We start from the raw sequence: 15,713 nt of genomic DNA on the forward strand, positions 1-15,713 counted from the left end.
AGGACAGGATGTGAGCGCATCGGTGGGGGTGTTTGATTCCGGCGTGGGCGGGCTGAGCGTGCTGGCCGCACTGCGCGACGCCCTGCCGGGCGTGCCCTTGCACTACATCGCCGACAGCGCCAACGCACCCTATGGCGAGCGCAGCCGCGAGTTCATCACCGAACGCAGCCTGGCGCTGACCCAGCACCTGCGCGATCAGGGCGCCGCCCTGGTGGTGGTGGCCTGCAACACCGCCACCGCCGCCGCCGCCGACGCACTCCGCTGCCAACACCCCGATCTACCCATCGTCGGGATCGAACCCGGCATCAAGCCCGCCGCGGCGGCCAGCCGCAACGGCCGGGTCGGTGTGCTGGCGACCACCGCCACGGTGAACAGCGCACGCTTCCAGGCGCTGATCGAACGCCATGCGGCCGGCGCGCAGATCACCGCGGTTGCTTGCTCGGGGGTGGTGAAGCACATCGAAGAGGGTGACCTCGACAGCCCGGCCTTGCGCGAATTGGTGGCGCGCTACTGCGCGCCGCTCAAGCTGGCCGGTGTGGACACCGCCTTGCTCGGCTGCACGCACTACCCGTTCATCCGCACGCTCTGGCAAGCCGAGCTGGGCCCGGGGGTGCAATTGCTGCAGATCGAGGAGGCGGTGGCCCTGCAGGCGGCAAGGCTGTGGTCCACCCCCTTACGGGCTGCCGCGCCCGCGCCAATTCGGCTGGCCACCACCGGCGAACCGGCGGTACTGGAGCGCTTGGCGCGCGAAGGGCTGGGCTGGGAGGGGTTTGCGCTGGAGCGCTGCACCGTCTGAAAGCGGCGGGCGCCGCTGGTGCCTGGGACGGGACTCGAACCCGTACGGCCCTTTTCAGGAACCGGCGGAGTTTAAGTCCGCTGCGTCTACCGATTTCGCCACCCAGGCTGGGTAGCGGGGCATTGTGCTGGAGCGGGAAACGAGGCTCGAACTCGCGACCTCAACCTTGGCAAGGTTGCGCTCTACCAACTGAGCTATTCCCGCCTAGCCGCGCGAGGCGCACGGCACAGCATCTGGAGCGGGAAACGAGGCTCGAACTCGCGACCTCAACCTTGGCAAGGTTGCGCTCTACCAACTGAGCTATTCCCGCAAACAAACTGTTCCTGGAGGCGCGGTCCGGAGTCGAACCGGACTGACCGGATTTGCAATCCGGGGCATAACCGCTTTGCTACCGCGCCGCTGTGACCAGTCCCCGGTTGGTGACCGGGATGAAAAAGGGAGCCGGTCAAGCTCCCCTTTTCGGAATTCTTGGAGCGGGAAACGAGGCTCGAACTCGCGACCTCAACCTTGGCAAGGTTGCGCTCTACCAACTGAGCTATTCCCGCACCGACCCTTTTCAGGGCTTCGCCTATTGCATTGCTGCTGTCAGCGAAGTCGCACATTCTATACGCGAAATTTATGGCTCGACAAGCGGGCCGCCCGTCTTCGCGTCAATGCTTGATGGCCTCACCCGCCGCCGGCTTCGCCTCGGCCGGCTTGGCCGCCAGCTCTTCTTCGGTCAGCGGCACGGGCGCACGCTCCAGCGCAAGTTCCAGCACCTTCTCGACCCAGCGCACCGGCAGGATCTCCAGGCTTTCCTTGACGTTGTCGGGAATGTCCTGCAGGTCCTTGACGTTCTCCTCCGGGATCAGCACGGTCTTGATGCCACCCCGGTGCGCCGCCAGCAGCTTTTCCTTCAAGCCACCGATGGCCGTGACCTCGCCGCGCAGCGTGATCTCGCCGGTCATCGCCACATCGGCGCGCACGGGGATGCCGGTCAGCGTCGAGACGATGGCGGTGGTCATCGCAGCACCAGCGCTGGGGCCGTCCTTGGGTGTGGCGCCATCGGGCACGTGGATGTGGATGTCGCGCTTCTCGAACAGCTCGTCCTTGATGCCGAGCTGGGCGGCACGCGAACGCACCACCGAGCGCGCGGCCTCGACGGATTCCTTCATCACGTCACCCAGCGAACCGGTGCGGATGGTGGCGCCCTTGCCAGGCATCACCGCCGCCTCGATGGTCAGCAAGTCGCCACCCACCTCGGTCCAAGCCAGGCCCACCACCTGCCCCACCTGGTTCTTCTTCTCAGCGCGGCCAAAGTCGTACTTGCGCACGCCCAGGAACTCGTTGAGGTTGTCCTCATTGACGATCACCGGGGCCTGCATCTTCTTCAACTGCAGACCCTTCACCACCTTGCGGTTGATCTTGCCGATCTCGCGCTCGAGCGAACGCACGCCGGCTTCGCGGGTGTAGTAGCGGATCACGCCACGAATGGCACTTTCCTCGACCACCAGTTCCTCATCCTTGACGCCGTTGTTCTTGCGCTGCTTAGGGATCAGGTAGTTCTGGGCGATGTGAACCTTTTCGTCTTCCGTGTAGCCAGACAGGCGGATCACTTCCAGACGGTCCAGCAGGGCCGGCGGGATGTTCAGCGAATTGGCTGTGGCCACGAACATCACGTCGCTGAGGTCGTAATCGACTTCGACGTAATGGTCACTGAAGGTGTGGTTCTGCTCGGGGTCCAGAACCTCCAGCAGGGCCGACGAAGGGTCACCGCGGAAGTCCTGACCCAGCTTGTCGATCTCGTCGAGCAGGAACAGCGGATTGCGCGTGCCGACCTTGGTCAGCGACTGCAGCACCTTGCCCGGCATCGCGCCGATGTAGGTGCGGCGGTGGCCGCGGATCTCGGCTTCATCGCGCACGCCACCGAGGGCCATTCGGACGAACTTGCGGCCGGTGGCACGGGCAATGCTCTGGCCCAGCGAGGTCTTGCCCACGCCAGGAGGGCCGACCAGGCACAGGATGGGAGCCTTGACCTTTTCGACGCGCTGCTGCACCGCGAGGTACTCGAGGATGCGTTCCTTGACCTTGTCGAGACCAAAGTGGTCTTCGTTCAGCACGTCCTCGGCCAGCGGCAGGTCGTGCTTGATCTTGGTCTTCTTGGACCAGGGCAGGCCGATCAGGGTGTCCAGGTAGTTGCGCACCACCGTGGCCTCGGCGGACATCGGCGACATCAGGCGCAATTTCTTGAGCTCGCCTTCGGCTTTCTGGCGCGCTTCCTTGGGCATCTTGGCCGCCTGGATGCGCTTTTCCAGTTCCTCGATGTCGGCACCCTCTTCGCCGTCACCCAGCTCCTTCTGGATCGCCTTGACCTGCTCGTTCAGATAGTACTCGCGCTGGCTCTTCTCCATCTGGCGCTTGACGCGACCCCGGATGCGCTTTTCCACCTGCAGGATATCGACTTCGTGCTCCAGCAGCTCCAGCAGCTTTTCCAGGCGCTTGGCCACGTCGCTGAGATCCAGCACGGCCTGCTTGGCCTCCAGCTTGAGCTGCAGGTGCGCGGCCATGGTGTCGGCCAGGCGACCCGGATCGTCGATGCCGGCGATCGAAGTCAGGATCTCGGGTGGGATCTTGCGGTTGAGCTTGACGTACTGGTCGAAATGCTGGACCACCGCCCGGCGCAGGGCTTCGATCTCGGGGGCCTGGGCCACATCGGGCGAGACCGGCAGGACCTCGGCGGTGAAGTGTTCCGTCACCTCGTGCACGGCCACCGTGCGGGCCCGCTGCAAACCTTCCACCAGCACCTTCACGGTGCCGTCAGGCAGCTTGAGCATCTGCAGGATGCTGGACACGCAACCGATTTCGAACAGGTCGTCGGCCTTGGGCTCGTCCTTGGCCGCGGCACGCTGGGCCACCAGCATGATCTGGCGGCCCGACTCCATCGCGGCCTCCAGCGCCTTGATGGACTTCGGGCGGCCGACGAACAGCGGGATCACCATGTGCGGGAACACCACCACATCGCGCAGGGGCAACAGCGGCAGCGTCAGCAGCTCGGACGGCAGGGGGGTTTGACCAGACATTGGGGAATCCTTCTTGGCTTGAGGCCGGCTAGACACCGGCCTCGGTCAGACCCATGTGGGGCCATAGGGCGCCGCCACAAGGGCGGCGCGGTGCCAATGCGTTCAGGCGCTGGCCTTCGCCTCGCGATAGACCAGCAGGGGCTTGCTGCCCTCGTCGATGTTGCTCTCGTCCAGCACGACCTGGGCCACGCCATCGAGACTCGGCAGATCGAACATGGTGTCGATCAGCGCCGCTTCCAGGATGGAACGCAGCCCGCGCGCGCCGGTCTTGCGCTTCAGGGCCTTGCGGGCGATGGCCTGCAGGGCCGAGGGGCGCACATCCAGCTCCACGCCTTCCATGGCGAGCAGTTGCTGGTACTGCTTGATGAGCGCGTTCTTGGGCTCGACCAGGATCTTGACCAGGGCCTCCTCGCTCAGCTCGCTGAGCGTGGCGACGACCGGCAGGCGACCGACGAGTTCGGGAATGATGCCGAACTTCATCAGGTCTTCCGGCTCGATCTCCTTGAACAGCTCACCCACGCGCTTTTCGCTCTTGCTGGTGACGCTGGCGCCAAAACCGATGCCCGACTTCTCGGAACGGTTCTGAATGACCTTTTCGAGACCATCGAACGCGCCGCCGCAAATGAACAGGATGTTGGTCGTGTCGATCTGCAGGAAGTCTTGGTTCGGATGCTTGCGCCCACCCTGCGGCGGCACCGAGGCCATCGTGCCCTCGATCAGCTTCAGCAAGGCCTGCTGCACGCCCTCGCCCGACACATCGCGGGTGATCGAGGGGTTGTCGGCCTTGCGGCTGATCTTGTCGATCTCGTCGATGTAGACGATGCCGCGCTGCGCCCGTTCGACGTCGTAATTGCAGTTCTGCAGCAGCTTCTGAATGATGTTCTCGACGTCCTCGCCGACATAGCCGGCCTCGGTCAGCGTGGTCGCATCGGCGATCACGAAGGGGACGTTGAGCAGGCGTGCGAGCGTCTGGGCCAGCAGGGTCTTGCCCGAGCCGGTCGGGCCGATCAGCAGGATGTTGCTCTTGCTGAGCTCGACTTCGCTGCCGGCCTCACCCAGGTGACGCAGGCGCTTGTAGTGGTTGTAGACCGCCACGGCCAGGGTGCGCTTGGCAGCGTCCTGGTCGATCACGTACTGATCCAGCGTGGTCTTGATCTCCGCCGGGGTGGGCAGATCGGTCTTGGCGCTGCGCAGGGCCGGCGCAGGAGCCGCCACCTCGTCGCGAATGATGTCGTTGCACAGCTCGATGCACTCGTCGCAGATGAAGACCGAGGGTCCGGCGATGAGTTTCTTGACTTCGTGCTGGCTCTTGCCGCAGAAGGAGCAGTACAGCACCTTCTCGCTGGAGCCGCCTTTTTTGTCTGCCATGGGGTGTCTCTCGGCGGCTGGGGTGCGGTCGATGATAGACCAGCCCCCCCAGGGCCCTGTCAAGTGAAAAACCGCGCTTGGCGCCTCAGGCGCGGCGCTCGACGACCTTGTCGATCAGGCCATAGTCGACCGCCTCGGCGGCGGACATGAAGTAGTCGCGCTCGGTGTCGTTCTGGATCTTGTCCAGCGCCTGGCCGGTGCGGTCGGCCAGGATTTTGTTCAGCTGCTCGCGGGTCTTCAGGATTTCGCGGGCATGGATCTCGATGTCAGTCGCCTGCCCCTGCGCACCACCCAGCGGCTGGTGGATCATGATCTTCGAGTTGGGCAACGCGAAACGCTTCCCCTTCTCGCCGGCCGCCAGCAGGAAGGCGCCCATGCTGGCAGCCATGCCCAGGCACAGGGTACTGACCTGCGGCTTGATGAACTGCATGGTGTCGAAGATCGACAGGCCGGCGCTGACCGAGCCGCCGGGCGAGTTGATGTAGAGCGAGATGTCCTTGTCCGGGTTCTCGCTCTCCAGGAACAGCAATTGCGCCACGACTAGATTGGCCGTCGCATCGTTGACCGGCCCGACCAGGAACACGATGCGCTCGCGCAGCAGGCGGCTGTAAATGTCGTACGCACGCTCGCCACGGCCGGATTGCTCGATGACGATGGGCACCATACCCAGATTGCTCGTTTCCAACGCGCTCATTCGAAAGGGCTTCCTACGGCTTGAAGCTGGCGATTATGGGGGCTCAGAAATGACCAGGGCGCCGGCCCGGGAAGGCACGGCGCCCCGCTTGGGCCGAGGCCCGGATCAGGCCTGGGCTTGCGCCATCAGCTCATCGAAGGGCAGGGCCTTGTCGGTGACCTTGGCCTTGGCCAGCACGAAGTCGGTGACGTTGTTCTCGATCACCACGGCCTCGACTTCCTGCATGCGCTCGCGGTCGCTCAGGTACCAGCGCATCACTTCGGCGGGCTTCTCGTAGCTCTGGCTGAGCTCTTCGATGTGGGCCTGCAGCTGCTCGGGCTTGGCCTGCAGCTTCTCGGTGCGGACCAGCTCGCCAACCACTAGGCCCAGACGCACGCGGCGCTCAGCCTGCGGAGCGAACATTTCGCTCTGCAGCGGCACCTTCTCGACGTCCTTCAGGCCTTGCGACTTCAGGCGCTCGCGGAACTGCTCGGCCAGGCGGCCCGCCTCTTCCTCGATCAGGGCCTTGGGCAGGTCCAGCTCGGCCACCTGGATCAGGGCTTCCATGGCGGCCGCCTTGTTGCGGGCCAGCACGCGGAACTTGACCTCGCGCTCGAGGTTCTTGCGCACGTCGGCGCGCAGACCTTCGACGGTGCCTTCCTTGATGCCCAGGCTCTTGGCAAAGGCCTCGTTGACTTCGGGCAGGTTCTGCGCCTCGATCTTCTTCACGGTGACGAGGAAGTCAGCTTCCTTGCCGGCCACGTCCTTGCCGTGATAGTCCTCGGGGAAGGTCAGCGGGAAGGTCTTGCTTTCGCCGGCCTTCATGCCACGCACGGCCTTCTCGAAGGCTTCGAGCATCTGGCCTTCGCCCAGGATGAACTGGAAGCCTTCGGCCTTGCCGCCGGCGAAGGGCTCGCCGTCGATCTTGCCTTCGAAGTCGATGGTGACGCGGTCGTCATCTTGCGCGGCAGCGTCCGCAGCGCGCTGGGCGAAGCTGCGGCGCTGCTTGCGCAGGATCTCGACGGTGCGGTCGACCGCTTCTTCGGTCACTTCGCTGCTGACGCGCTCGACCTCAACGCCGGCCAGATCGCCCAGCTTGATCTCGGGGTAGACCTCGAAGGTCGCGTCGAAGGCCAGTTCGCCCTCGCCCGCCACATCCTTCTGCGCCAGCTTGGGCAGACCGGCCACGCGCAGCTGCGCCTCGCTGGCTGCCTTGGCGAAGGCCTCGCCCAGCTGGTCGCTGACCACCTCGTACTGCACCGAGGCGCCGTAGCGCTGGGCCACGAAGCTCATCGGCACCTTGCCGGGGCGGAAGCCATCGGCCTTCACGGTGCGCGACAGCTTCTTGAGGCGCTTCTCCACCTCGCTGTTGACCATTGCCGAGGGCAGGGTCAGGGTGATGCGGCGTTCGAGCTTCTCGAGGGTTTCAACGGTGACGGCCATGGCCAAAATCTCTAAATGTGGATGGTGCGCGGGGCCGGACTCGAACCGGCACGCCGGTGAAGGCGTCAGGACCTAAACCTGGTGCGTCTACCAATTTCGCCACCCGCGCGGTGGATAGCCCGAGCCCGCCGCTTGCGCGGCCGGCTCCAAGCCTGGATTCGGCGAACCCGCGATTCTAATGCGCTAAGCGCAGGAATCAGCGGCGCTGACCCGGCACCCGTACACGGAACCACGCCGCATACATGGCCGGCAGGGCGAGCAGCGTCAGAGCCGTGGCGACGATCAAGCCCCCCATGATGGCCACCGCCATCGGCCCCCAGAACACGGAGCGCGACAGGGGGATCATGGCCAGCACCGCAGCCGCTGCCGTCAGCACGATGGGGCGGAAGCGCCGCACCGCGGCCTCGACGATGGCCGACCAGGCGGGCACCCCGCGCTCGCGGTCCTGCTCGATCTGATCGATCAGGATCACCGAGTTGCGGATGATCATGCCCATCAAGGCGATCACGCCCAGCATGGCCACGAAGCCGAAGGGCCGCCCCAGCAAGATCAGCGCCCCGGCCACCCCGGCGATACCGAGCGGTCCGGTCAGGAACACCAGCATCGAGCGCGAGAAGCTCTGCAACTGGAGCATCAGCAGCGTGAAGGTGATGAACAGCATCAGCGGCACGCCGGCAAAGATGGAGCCCTGCCCCTTGCTGCTCTCCTCCACGGCGCCCGCCACCTCGATGCGGTAGCCCACCGGCATCTTCTGCTGCAACTCCTGCAGCTTGGGCCAGATCTGGCCGCTGACGGTGGCGCCCTGCAAGCCTTCCACCACATCGCCCTGCACGGTGATGGCGAACTGACGGCCCTCGCGCCACATCACGCCAGGCTCGAAACCGAACTCGTGGCGGGCAATCTGCGATAGCGGGATCGAACGCCCGGTGGCCGTGGGCACATAGGCACTGGCCAGGTCGGTGACGGCGCTGCGCTCGTCCAAGGGCTGGCGCAGCACGATGTCGATCAGGCGGTCGTTCTCGCGGAACTGGCCCACCGTGGTGCCGGACAGGATTGTGCGCGAGGCCTGCGCCAGGCTCTGGCTCGACACCCCGAGCGCCCGCGCCTTGTCCTGATCGACCTGCAGGCGCAGCACCTTGATGGATTCATTCCAGTTGTCGTTCACCCCACGCATATTGGGGTTGGCGCGCACCAGGGCCTTGGCTTCGTCCGCCCACTGGCGCAGCAGCTTGGGGTCCGGGCCGATGACGCGGAATTGCACCGGGTAAGGCACCGGTGGGCCGTTGGGCAGCAGCTTGGTGCGCGCACGGGCCTCCGGGAATTCGGCCGCCAGCAACTCCGGCAGGCGCATGCGCAGGGCCTCGCGCTCCTTCAAGGACTTGGGCAGCAGGATGGCCTGCGCCACATTGCTCTGCGGAAAGATGTTGTCCAGCGGCAGATAGAAGCGCGGCACGCCGCTGCCCACCCAGATGCTGACCGACTGCAGCTCCGGCTCCTTCATGAGCCGCTTTTCAAAGCGCTGCGCCAAGGCTTCGGTGGCCTGGATCGGCGAGCCCTCGGGCAGCCACATGTCCACCAGGATCTCCGGCCGGCTGGAGTCGGGGAAGAACTGCTGTTGCACCCGGCCCATGCCGACGATGCCCAGGGCGAACACGCCGATCGTCATGCCGATGGTCAGCCACCGGTGCACCACGCACCAGCGCACGACGGCGCGAAAACGCGTGTAGAACGGGGTGTCGAACAGCTCGTGCGCCTCGCCTGGCAAGGCGGGCCGGGTGTGCAGCAGCAAGGCGCCCAGGTAGGGCACGAAGTAGACCGACACCACCCAGGAGATCACCAGCGCCGCAGCCGTGACGGCAAAGATGGCGAAGGTGTACTCGCCCACCGCCGAACGCGCCAGCGCGATCGGCAGAAAGCCCACGGCGGTGATCAGGGTGCCGGTCAGCATCGGCATCGAGGTCACCTCGTAGGCGAAGGTGGCGGCATGCAGCTTGTCGTGCCCCTCCTCCAGTTTGCGCACCATCATTTCGACGGCAATGATGGCGTCGTCGACCAGCAGGCCCAGCGCAATGATCAAGGCGCCGAGCGAGATCTTGTGCAGGCCCACGCCCCAATAGAACATGGTGACGAAGGTGATCGCCAGCACCAGCGGGATGGTGATGCCCACCACTAGGCCCGGCCAGATGTCGATGCGCAGCGGACGGGTGTGCAGCCCCAGCGAGATGAAGCTCACCGCCAGCACCACCACCACCGCCTCGATGAGCACCTGCACGAACTCGCCCACCGAGCGCTGCACGGCCTGGGGCTGGTCCTGGATCTGTTGCAGCTCCACGCCCAAGGGCAGGTCGGGCGTGACGGTCTTCATGGCCTCGCGCAGGACCTTGCCCAGGCGAATGATGTCGCCGCCTTTGGCCATCGAGACGCCCAGGGCCACGACCTCGCGGCCCTGGTGGCGCACGGTCACGCCGCGCGGCTCGGCATAGCCGCGGGTGATGGTGGCGATGTCGGCCAAGCGCAGGCTGCTGGCCTGGCCGGTCTGCGGGTTCATGGCCCGGATCGGCAGATCGCGCAGGGTGTCGAGGTTCTCGAACTGCCCCTCGACACGCACGCCGACGTTGCCTTCCGGCGTGTTCAGCAGGCCCGCGCCCTCGACGGCGTTCTGCGCATTCAGCTGGCCGATGACCTGGGTGATGTCGATGCCAAGCTGCGCCAGCTTCTTGTGCGAAATCTCGACATAGACCTTTTCAGGCTGCACGCCGAACAGCTCGACCTTGGCCACATCGGGCACGCGCAGCAGCTTGGCGCGCACGGTCTCGGCGTGGCGGCGCAGTTCTTCGGCGCTGTAGCCATCGCCCGAGAGAGCGTAAATAGTGCCGTAGACGTCACCGAACTCGTCGTTGAAGAAGGGCCCGATGACGCCCTGCGGCAGCGTGCCGCGCATATCCCCCAGCTTCTTGCGCACCTGGTACCAGGTGCCCGGCACGTCCTTGGACGGCACGCTGTCCTTGAGCTGGAAGATCGTCAGCGACTCATTGGGCTTGGTGAAGCTGCGGATCTTGTCGGCATAGGCCACTTCCTGCAGCGTGCGCTCGACCTTGTCGGTGACCTGCTCGGCCATCTGCTGGGCCGTGGCGCCGGGCCAGAACACCTGCACCACCATGGCGCGGAAGGTAAAGGGAGGGTCTTCGTCCTGTCCGAGCTGGAAATAGGCCGCGAAGCCCACCAGCAGCAGGACGGCCATCAGATACCGCGTCAGCGCCGGGTGCTCCAGCGCCCAGCGCGACACATTGAACTTGCCGTTGCCGGCCGTGGAAGCGTTGCTCATGCTGCTGCGCCTGGGCCGCTCAGGGTTTGCCGGCCGGTGCGCCGTAGCGCCGCACCTTCTGGCCCGGGCTCAGCGCATGCACGCCCGCCACCACTACTTCCTGGGTCGGGCTCAGCCCGCTGCTGACCACCACTTCGTTGCCGTCCGCCCCGGCCACCTGGATGGCCTGGGTGCGCACGGTCATCGTGGCCGGGTCCAGCACCCACACCTGCGTCTGGCCCTTGGCCTCGAACACCGCGGCCATCGGCAGCTTGACCACACCGGTCTGCTTGGGCGAAGTGAGAAGCACCGTCGCGGTCTGACCCAGCTTCACCGGCGCCTCGGCACCGATGTCGACCTTGGCAGTGAAGGTGCGGGTCACCGGATCGGCGGCTTCGGCGAGTTCGCGCAGCTTGGCAGGCAGCAGCTCCGATTGGCCCCATAAGCGCACGGCCAGCGCGCCGGGCTGCGCCGCCAGCTGGCGCAATGCCAGAACCTGGTGCTCGGGCACTTGGAACACCACGTCGCGCGGGCCCTTCTGGGCCAGCCGGAGCACCGGCGTGCCGGCTGCCACCACGGTGCCGGGCTCGGCATCCACGGAGGTGATGACACCGGCGGCGTCGGCCTCCAGCGCCGCATATTGGCTTTGGTTGCGCTGCGCCTTGGCCTGGGCGCGGGCCTGTTCGAACTGGGCTTGTGCCGCCTGCAAGGCCGCCTCGCGGCGTTCCAGCTCCGCGCCGCTGATGAAGCCCTGGTTCTTCAGCTCGCGGAAGCGCTTGATGTCGGCCACCTGCTGGTCGCGATTGGCCTTGGCCGCCGTCAGCGCGGCTTCAGCCGCATCGGCCGCCAGCCTCAGGTCGGCCGGATCGAGGCGCATCAGCACCTGGCCCGCCTTGACGCTGTCGCCCAGGCCGACGGTGCGGCTCAGCACCTTGCCGGGCACCCTGAACGCGAGGCGCGATTCGGTGCGGGCGCGCACCTCGGCCGCGAACTCCAGGGTCTGGCCGGCTTGGGCCACCTTCAGCACCTGGGTGCGCACGGCACGCTCGGGAGCCGGTTCGGCGTCCTTGCGGCCGCAGCCGCTCACCAGTACGCCCAGGGCCAAGCCCAAGGCCCAAACCCCCATCCGACGCCTGCCATGGGCGCCCGCTGCAGCTGTCATCGCAACCTCTTTGGGATCGACGGCTTCGCCCCCAGGCGTGCCGATGTTCTTAGATGCGCCGCTAATGTACTGGAGCTCCTTCCAGTGGCAGAGCCGCAGACACAATGCGCGCCGTGCCCTTATCTGCCCTTCCGAGCGCGCAACGCCACCAGCAGGAGAACTTTCCGGTCGCCTCCTGGCTCTGCCCCCCAGCGCTGCGCCCCCCCATCCTGGCCATTTACCGATTCGCGCGCTACGCCGACGACTTGGCGGACGAGGGCAACACGTCTGTGGCCGAACGGCAACAGGCCATCGCCGAGCTGCGCTCCCAGCTGCGCGCCATCAAGGAGGGCCAGCCCTGCGAGCCCGCGCTGCGTCCGGTGCTGGATCCGCTGGCGCAGGCCCTGCGGGACCACCAACTGCCGCTGCCGCTTCTGGAGGCCCTGCTGGACGCCTTTCACCAAGACACCTGGGTGCAGCGCTACGCCAACCGGGCCGAGCTGCTGCACTACTGCGAGCGCTCGGCAAACCCGGTGGGTCGCCTGCTGCTGCATCTCTTCGGCATCCAGGACGCCGCGGCGCTGCGGGCCTCCGATGCCATTTGCACCGCCCTGCAGTTGATCAACTTCTGGCAAGACCTGTCGCTGGATCGGCTGAAAGGGCGGGTTTATCTGCCGGCAGACCGGCTGGCGGCGGCCGGCAGCAGCGTCGGACAGGTTCTGGATGGCCACGACAGCCCGAGCTTGCGCCTGTGCGTGGCGGGCGAACTGGACTGGGCCTGCGCACTGATGTGCGAGGGCGCCAGCCTGCCCTTCCGCGTGCCCGGCCGCATGGGCTGGGAGCTGCGCCTGGTCGTTCAGGGTGGCCTGCGGGTGGCGGAGAAAATTCGCACCATGAACCACGCCACCCTGCTGCACCGGCCGCGCCTGCGCGCCTGGGACGCCCCACTCCTGCTCTGGCGCGCCGCGCGCATGGACCCGCGCGCATGACGCCCCAGCAATACGTGCAAGACAAGGCGGCCGCCAGTGGCTCCAGCTTCTATTACGCCTTCAAGTTCCTGACCCCGCCGCGGCGCGCCGCCATCACCGCCTTCTACGCCTTCTGCCGCGAGGTGGACGATGTGGTGGACGAAGTGCAGGACCCGGGCGTTGCCGCCACCAAACTGGCTTGGTGGCGCCAGGAGGTTCAGCGCCTGTTTGCCGGCCAGCCCAGCCACCCGGCGATGCTGGCGCTCAGTCCCCATCTAGCCCCTTACGGCATCGAGGCCCGGCACCTGCTCGCCGTCATCGAAGGCTGCGAGATGGATTTGCAGCAGACCCGCTACCTGGACTTCGCCGGACTGGAGCGCTACTGCCATCTGGTGGCCGGCGTGGTGGGCGAGGTGGCCAGTGCGATCTTCGGGCGCACCCAGAAGCAGACCGTGGCCTACGCCCACAAGCTGGGCCTGGCCCTGCAGCTCACCAACATCCTGCGCGATGTGGGCGACGACGCCCGCCGCGGCCGCATCTACCTGCCGGTGAACGAGCTGCAGCAGTTCGACGTCAAGGCCCACGAGATCCTGAAGCGCGAGGCGCCCTGGGGCTACAGCGAGCGCTTCACGGCCCTGATGAAGTTCCAGGCCGAGCGCGCGCACCGCCTGTACGACGAGGCGCTGGCCCTGCTGCCCGAGGCCGACCGCCAGGCCCAGAAGCCCGGGCTGATGATGGCCAACATCTACCGCGCCTTGCTGTGCGAGCTGGAGGCCGAGCACTTCCAGGTGCTGCACCAGCGCATCGCCCTCACGCCCTTGCGCAAGCTGTGGATCGCCATGCGCACCAATTGGCGCGGCCGTTGAGCGCGGACCTCACGATCGTCGGGGGCGGCTGGGCCGGCATCGCGGCGGCGGTGCAGGCCGTGCAGGCCGGCGCCCGCGTGCGCCTTCTGGAGATGGCACCCCAGCTCGGAGGCCGGGCGCGCAGCCTGAGCGCAGGCGACGACGCGCTGGACAGCGGGCACCACATCCTCATCGGCGCCTATCGCCACACCCTCGATCTGATGCGCCGGGTAGGCGCCGACCCGCAGACCCTGCTGTGGCGCGGCCCGCTGGCCCTGGTGGACGCACAAGGCCGCGGCCTGCGCTGGCCTGCGGGGCGCCCGGCGGCGCTGGCACTGGTGCAGGCCGTGGCGGGCCACCCGGGCTGGCAGCTGCGCGAGCGCCTGGCCCTGGCCCGCTGGGGCGCGGGCCTGCTGCTGCGCGGACTGCGCTGCCCGCGCGAATGGAGCGTGGCCCGGCTCTGCCATGGCTTGCCCGCCGCGGTGCGCGAGGACTTGTTCGAACCCCTGTGCATCGCGGCGCTGAACACGCCGATCGAGCAGGCCAGTGCCAGCGTGTTCCTGCGCGTGCTGCGCGATGCCTTGCTGGGCGGGCCCGGCGCCGCCGACCTGCTCTTGCCGCGCCGTCCGTTGGACCAGCTGTTGCCCGCGCCCGCGGCCCGCTGGTTGCGCGCGCAGGGTGCCCAGATCGAGCTGGGGCGGCGCGTGCAAGCCCTGCAGGCGGGCGAAGCGGGGCGGTGGCTGTTGGACGGTGAGCCCTGCACGCGGGTGCTGCTGGCTTGCAGCGCCACCGAAGCGGCTCGGCTGTGCACGCCCCTCGCGCCCGCCTGGTCCGCCAGCACCGCCGCATTGCAGAGCGAAGCCATCCTGACCGTCTACCTGGAGGCCGACGCCGTGCAGCTGCCCGCTCCCATGGTGGCCTTGCGCGGCGCACCGGCGCAGTTTCTGTTCGACCTGCAGGCCATCGGCGGCACCCCTGGACGCTTCGCGGCCGTGGGCAGCGCCTTGGCAGGCCGCCTGCCGGAAGGACGTGCCGCCTTGACTGAGGCCGTGCGCGCGCAGGTTGCCGCCCAGGTGCCCGGGCTGAGCCAGGCGCGCCTGCTGCGCAGCCATGCCGACCGTCGCGCCACCTTCGCCTGCACCGCCAATCTGCAGCGCCCGCCCGCCCAGATCCGGCCCGGCCTGTGGGCCTGCGGCGACTACATCGAGGGCCCCTACCCTGCCACCCTGGAGGGCGCCGTGCGCTCGGGGCAACAGGCCGCGCGGGCAGCGCTTGCACAATGACGCCATGAGTGAAGCCCCCACGCCCGCGATCCAAGTGCTGGAGCGCGCCTTTGCGCTGCTGGATGTGCTGGCCCGCCATGCCGATCCGATTCCGCTGAAGGCCCTGGCCGAGGCCACCGGACTGCACCCTTCGACCGCCCATCGCATCCTCAACGACCTGACCCTGGGCCGCTATGTCGACCGGCCCGAACCCGGCAGCTACCGCCTGGGCATGCGCCTGCTGGAATTAGGCAATCTGGTCAAGGCGCGGCTGGATGTGCGCGACGCCGCACTGGATTCGATGCGCGAGCTGCACAAGCTCACGCACCAGCCGGTGAACCTCTCGGTGCGTCAGGGCGACGAAATCGTCTACATCGAACGCACCTACAGCGAGCGCAGCGGCATGCAGGTGGTGCGTGCGGTGGGCGGCCGCGCCCCGCTGCACCTGACCTCGGTGGGCAAGCTCTTCCTCGCCCATGACGAGCCGGCGCGCGTGCGCGCCTACGCCACGCGCACCGGTCTGGCCGGCCATACGCGCAACAGCATCACCGACCTGCCCCGCCTGGAGCGCGAGCTGGCCACGGTGCGCGCGCGCGGGGTCTCACGCGACGAAGAGGAACTGGAGCTGGGGGTGCGCTGCATGGCCGCCGGCATCTTTGACGACCAGGGCAAGTTGGTGGCGGGGCTGTCGATCTCCGCGCCCTCGGACCGGCTGGAGGAAGGGTGGGAGCCCAAGCTGCGGGACACGGCCGCGGCGATTTCGGCAGCCCTGGGGTATCGGGCTTAGCAACAGAAGGCTGACCGGCTGCCAGCGCCCCAGCCAAGGCCAGAGGCCTTGGCGCTCGGCAGGCTGA

11 protein-coding genes and 6 tRNA genes are annotated in these 15,713 nt (G+C 67.3%); 5 read left to right on the top strand and 12 right to left on the bottom strand.

The features are described from left to right. Positions 1 to 10: 10 nt before the first annotated feature. On the top strand, positions 11 to 796 hold the full coding sequence (murI, locus tag I7X39_RS12955; protein ID WP_198111584.1) for a glutamate racemase: 786 nt from the start codon (positions 11 to 13) through the stop codon (positions 794 to 796). 16 nt (positions 797 to 812) lie between these two features. Here the strand turns inward: murI and I7X39_RS12960 are convergent. The 12 genes from I7X39_RS12960 to I7X39_RS13015 form a co-directional block, all read right to left on the bottom strand. Further along, positions 813 to 904, bottom strand: a tRNA-Leu gene (locus I7X39_RS12960). Positions 905 to 924: 20 nt separating this feature from the next. Further along, positions 925 to 1,000 (bottom strand) — tRNA-Gly (locus tag I7X39_RS12965). A 30-nt stretch (positions 1,001 to 1,030) separates the two neighbouring features. Continuing rightward, positions 1,031 to 1,106, bottom strand: a tRNA-Gly gene (locus I7X39_RS12970). A gap of 14 nt (positions 1,107 to 1,120) precedes the next feature. Next, positions 1,121 to 1,194, bottom strand: a tRNA-Cys gene (locus I7X39_RS12975). 71 nt (positions 1,195 to 1,265) lie between these two features. Next, positions 1,266 to 1,341, bottom strand: a tRNA-Gly gene (locus tag I7X39_RS12980). A 105-nt stretch (positions 1,342 to 1,446) separates the two neighbouring features. Continuing rightward, the gene (lon, locus tag I7X39_RS12985; protein ID WP_198111585.1) at positions 1,447 to 3,855 is read right to left on the bottom strand and encodes an endopeptidase La; all 2,409 of its coding nucleotides are present in this window, start codon (positions 3,853 to 3,855) and stop codon (positions 1,447 to 1,449) included. Positions 3,856 to 3,957: 102 nt separating this feature from the next. Next, positions 3,958 to 5,223 (bottom strand): ATP-dependent Clp protease ATP-binding subunit ClpX, encoded by a 1,266-nt coding sequence (clpX, locus tag I7X39_RS12990; RefSeq protein ID WP_198111586.1) that lies wholly within the window; start codon positions 5,221 to 5,223, stop codon positions 3,958 to 3,960. A gap of 85 nt (positions 5,224 to 5,308) precedes the next feature. After that, positions 5,309 to 5,917, bottom strand: a complete 609-nt coding sequence (gene clpP / locus I7X39_RS12995; protein WP_310739918.1) for an ATP-dependent Clp endopeptidase proteolytic subunit ClpP — start codon at positions 5,915 to 5,917, stop codon at positions 5,309 to 5,311. A gap of 105 nt (positions 5,918 to 6,022) precedes the next feature. After that, positions 6,023 to 7,339 carry a trigger factor gene (tig, locus tag I7X39_RS13000; RefSeq protein WP_198111587.1) on the bottom strand — a complete coding sequence of 439 codons (1,317 nt, stop codon included), beginning with the start codon at positions 7,337 to 7,339 and terminating at the stop codon, positions 6,023 to 6,025. A gap of 22 nt (positions 7,340 to 7,361) precedes the next feature. Continuing rightward, positions 7,362 to 7,448 (bottom strand) — tRNA-Leu (locus tag I7X39_RS13005). A gap of 87 nt (positions 7,449 to 7,535) precedes the next feature. Beyond that, positions 7,536 to 10,664: an efflux RND transporter permease subunit gene (locus tag I7X39_RS13010; RefSeq protein WP_198111588.1), complete on the bottom strand. Its 3,129-nt coding sequence runs from the start codon at positions 10,662 to 10,664 to the stop codon at positions 7,536 to 7,538. Positions 10,665 to 10,683: 19 nt separating this feature from the next. Beyond that, on the bottom strand, positions 10,684 to 11,769 hold the full coding sequence (locus I7X39_RS13015) for an efflux RND transporter periplasmic adaptor subunit (RefSeq protein ID WP_198111589.1): 1,086 nt from the start codon (positions 11,767 to 11,769) through the stop codon (positions 10,684 to 10,686). A gap of 140 nt (positions 11,770 to 11,909) precedes the next feature. Here I7X39_RS13015 and hpnC point away from each other — a divergent pair, with 140 nt between their 5' ends. From hpnC to I7X39_RS13035, 4 genes are read left to right on the top strand one after another with little or no spacing between them, the layout of a single operon-like run. Continuing rightward, a complete protein-coding gene (hpnC, locus tag I7X39_RS13020; protein WP_198111590.1) occupies positions 11,910 to 12,773 on the top strand; it encodes a squalene synthase HpnC in 864 nt (287 codons plus the stop codon). After that, the gene (gene hpnD / locus I7X39_RS13025; RefSeq protein WP_198111591.1) at positions 12,770 to 13,618 is read left to right on the top strand and encodes a presqualene diphosphate synthase HpnD; all 849 of its coding nucleotides are present in this window, start codon (positions 12,770 to 12,772) and stop codon (positions 13,616 to 13,618) included. Before hpnC ends, hpnD begins: the two co-directional genes overlap by 4 nt. Next, positions 13,615 to 14,880 carry a hydroxysqualene dehydroxylase HpnE gene (hpnE, locus tag I7X39_RS13030; RefSeq protein ID WP_198111592.1) on the top strand — a complete coding sequence of 422 codons (1,266 nt, stop codon included), beginning with the start codon at positions 13,615 to 13,617 and terminating at the stop codon, positions 14,878 to 14,880. The genes hpnD and hpnE overlap by 4 nt, the downstream gene beginning before the upstream one ends. Before the next feature lie 4 nt (positions 14,881 to 14,884). Continuing rightward, on the top strand, positions 14,885 to 15,646 hold the full coding sequence (locus I7X39_RS13035) for an IclR family transcriptional regulator (protein WP_198111593.1): 762 nt from the start codon (positions 14,885 to 14,887) through the stop codon (positions 15,644 to 15,646). The last annotated feature ends 67 nt before the right edge of the window (positions 15,647 to 15,713 follow it).

Origin of the sequence: Inhella proteolytica, assembly GCF_016093275.1 — a bacterium.
GTDB lineage: Bacteria > Pseudomonadota > Gammaproteobacteria > Burkholderiales > Burkholderiaceae_C > Inhella > Inhella proteolytica.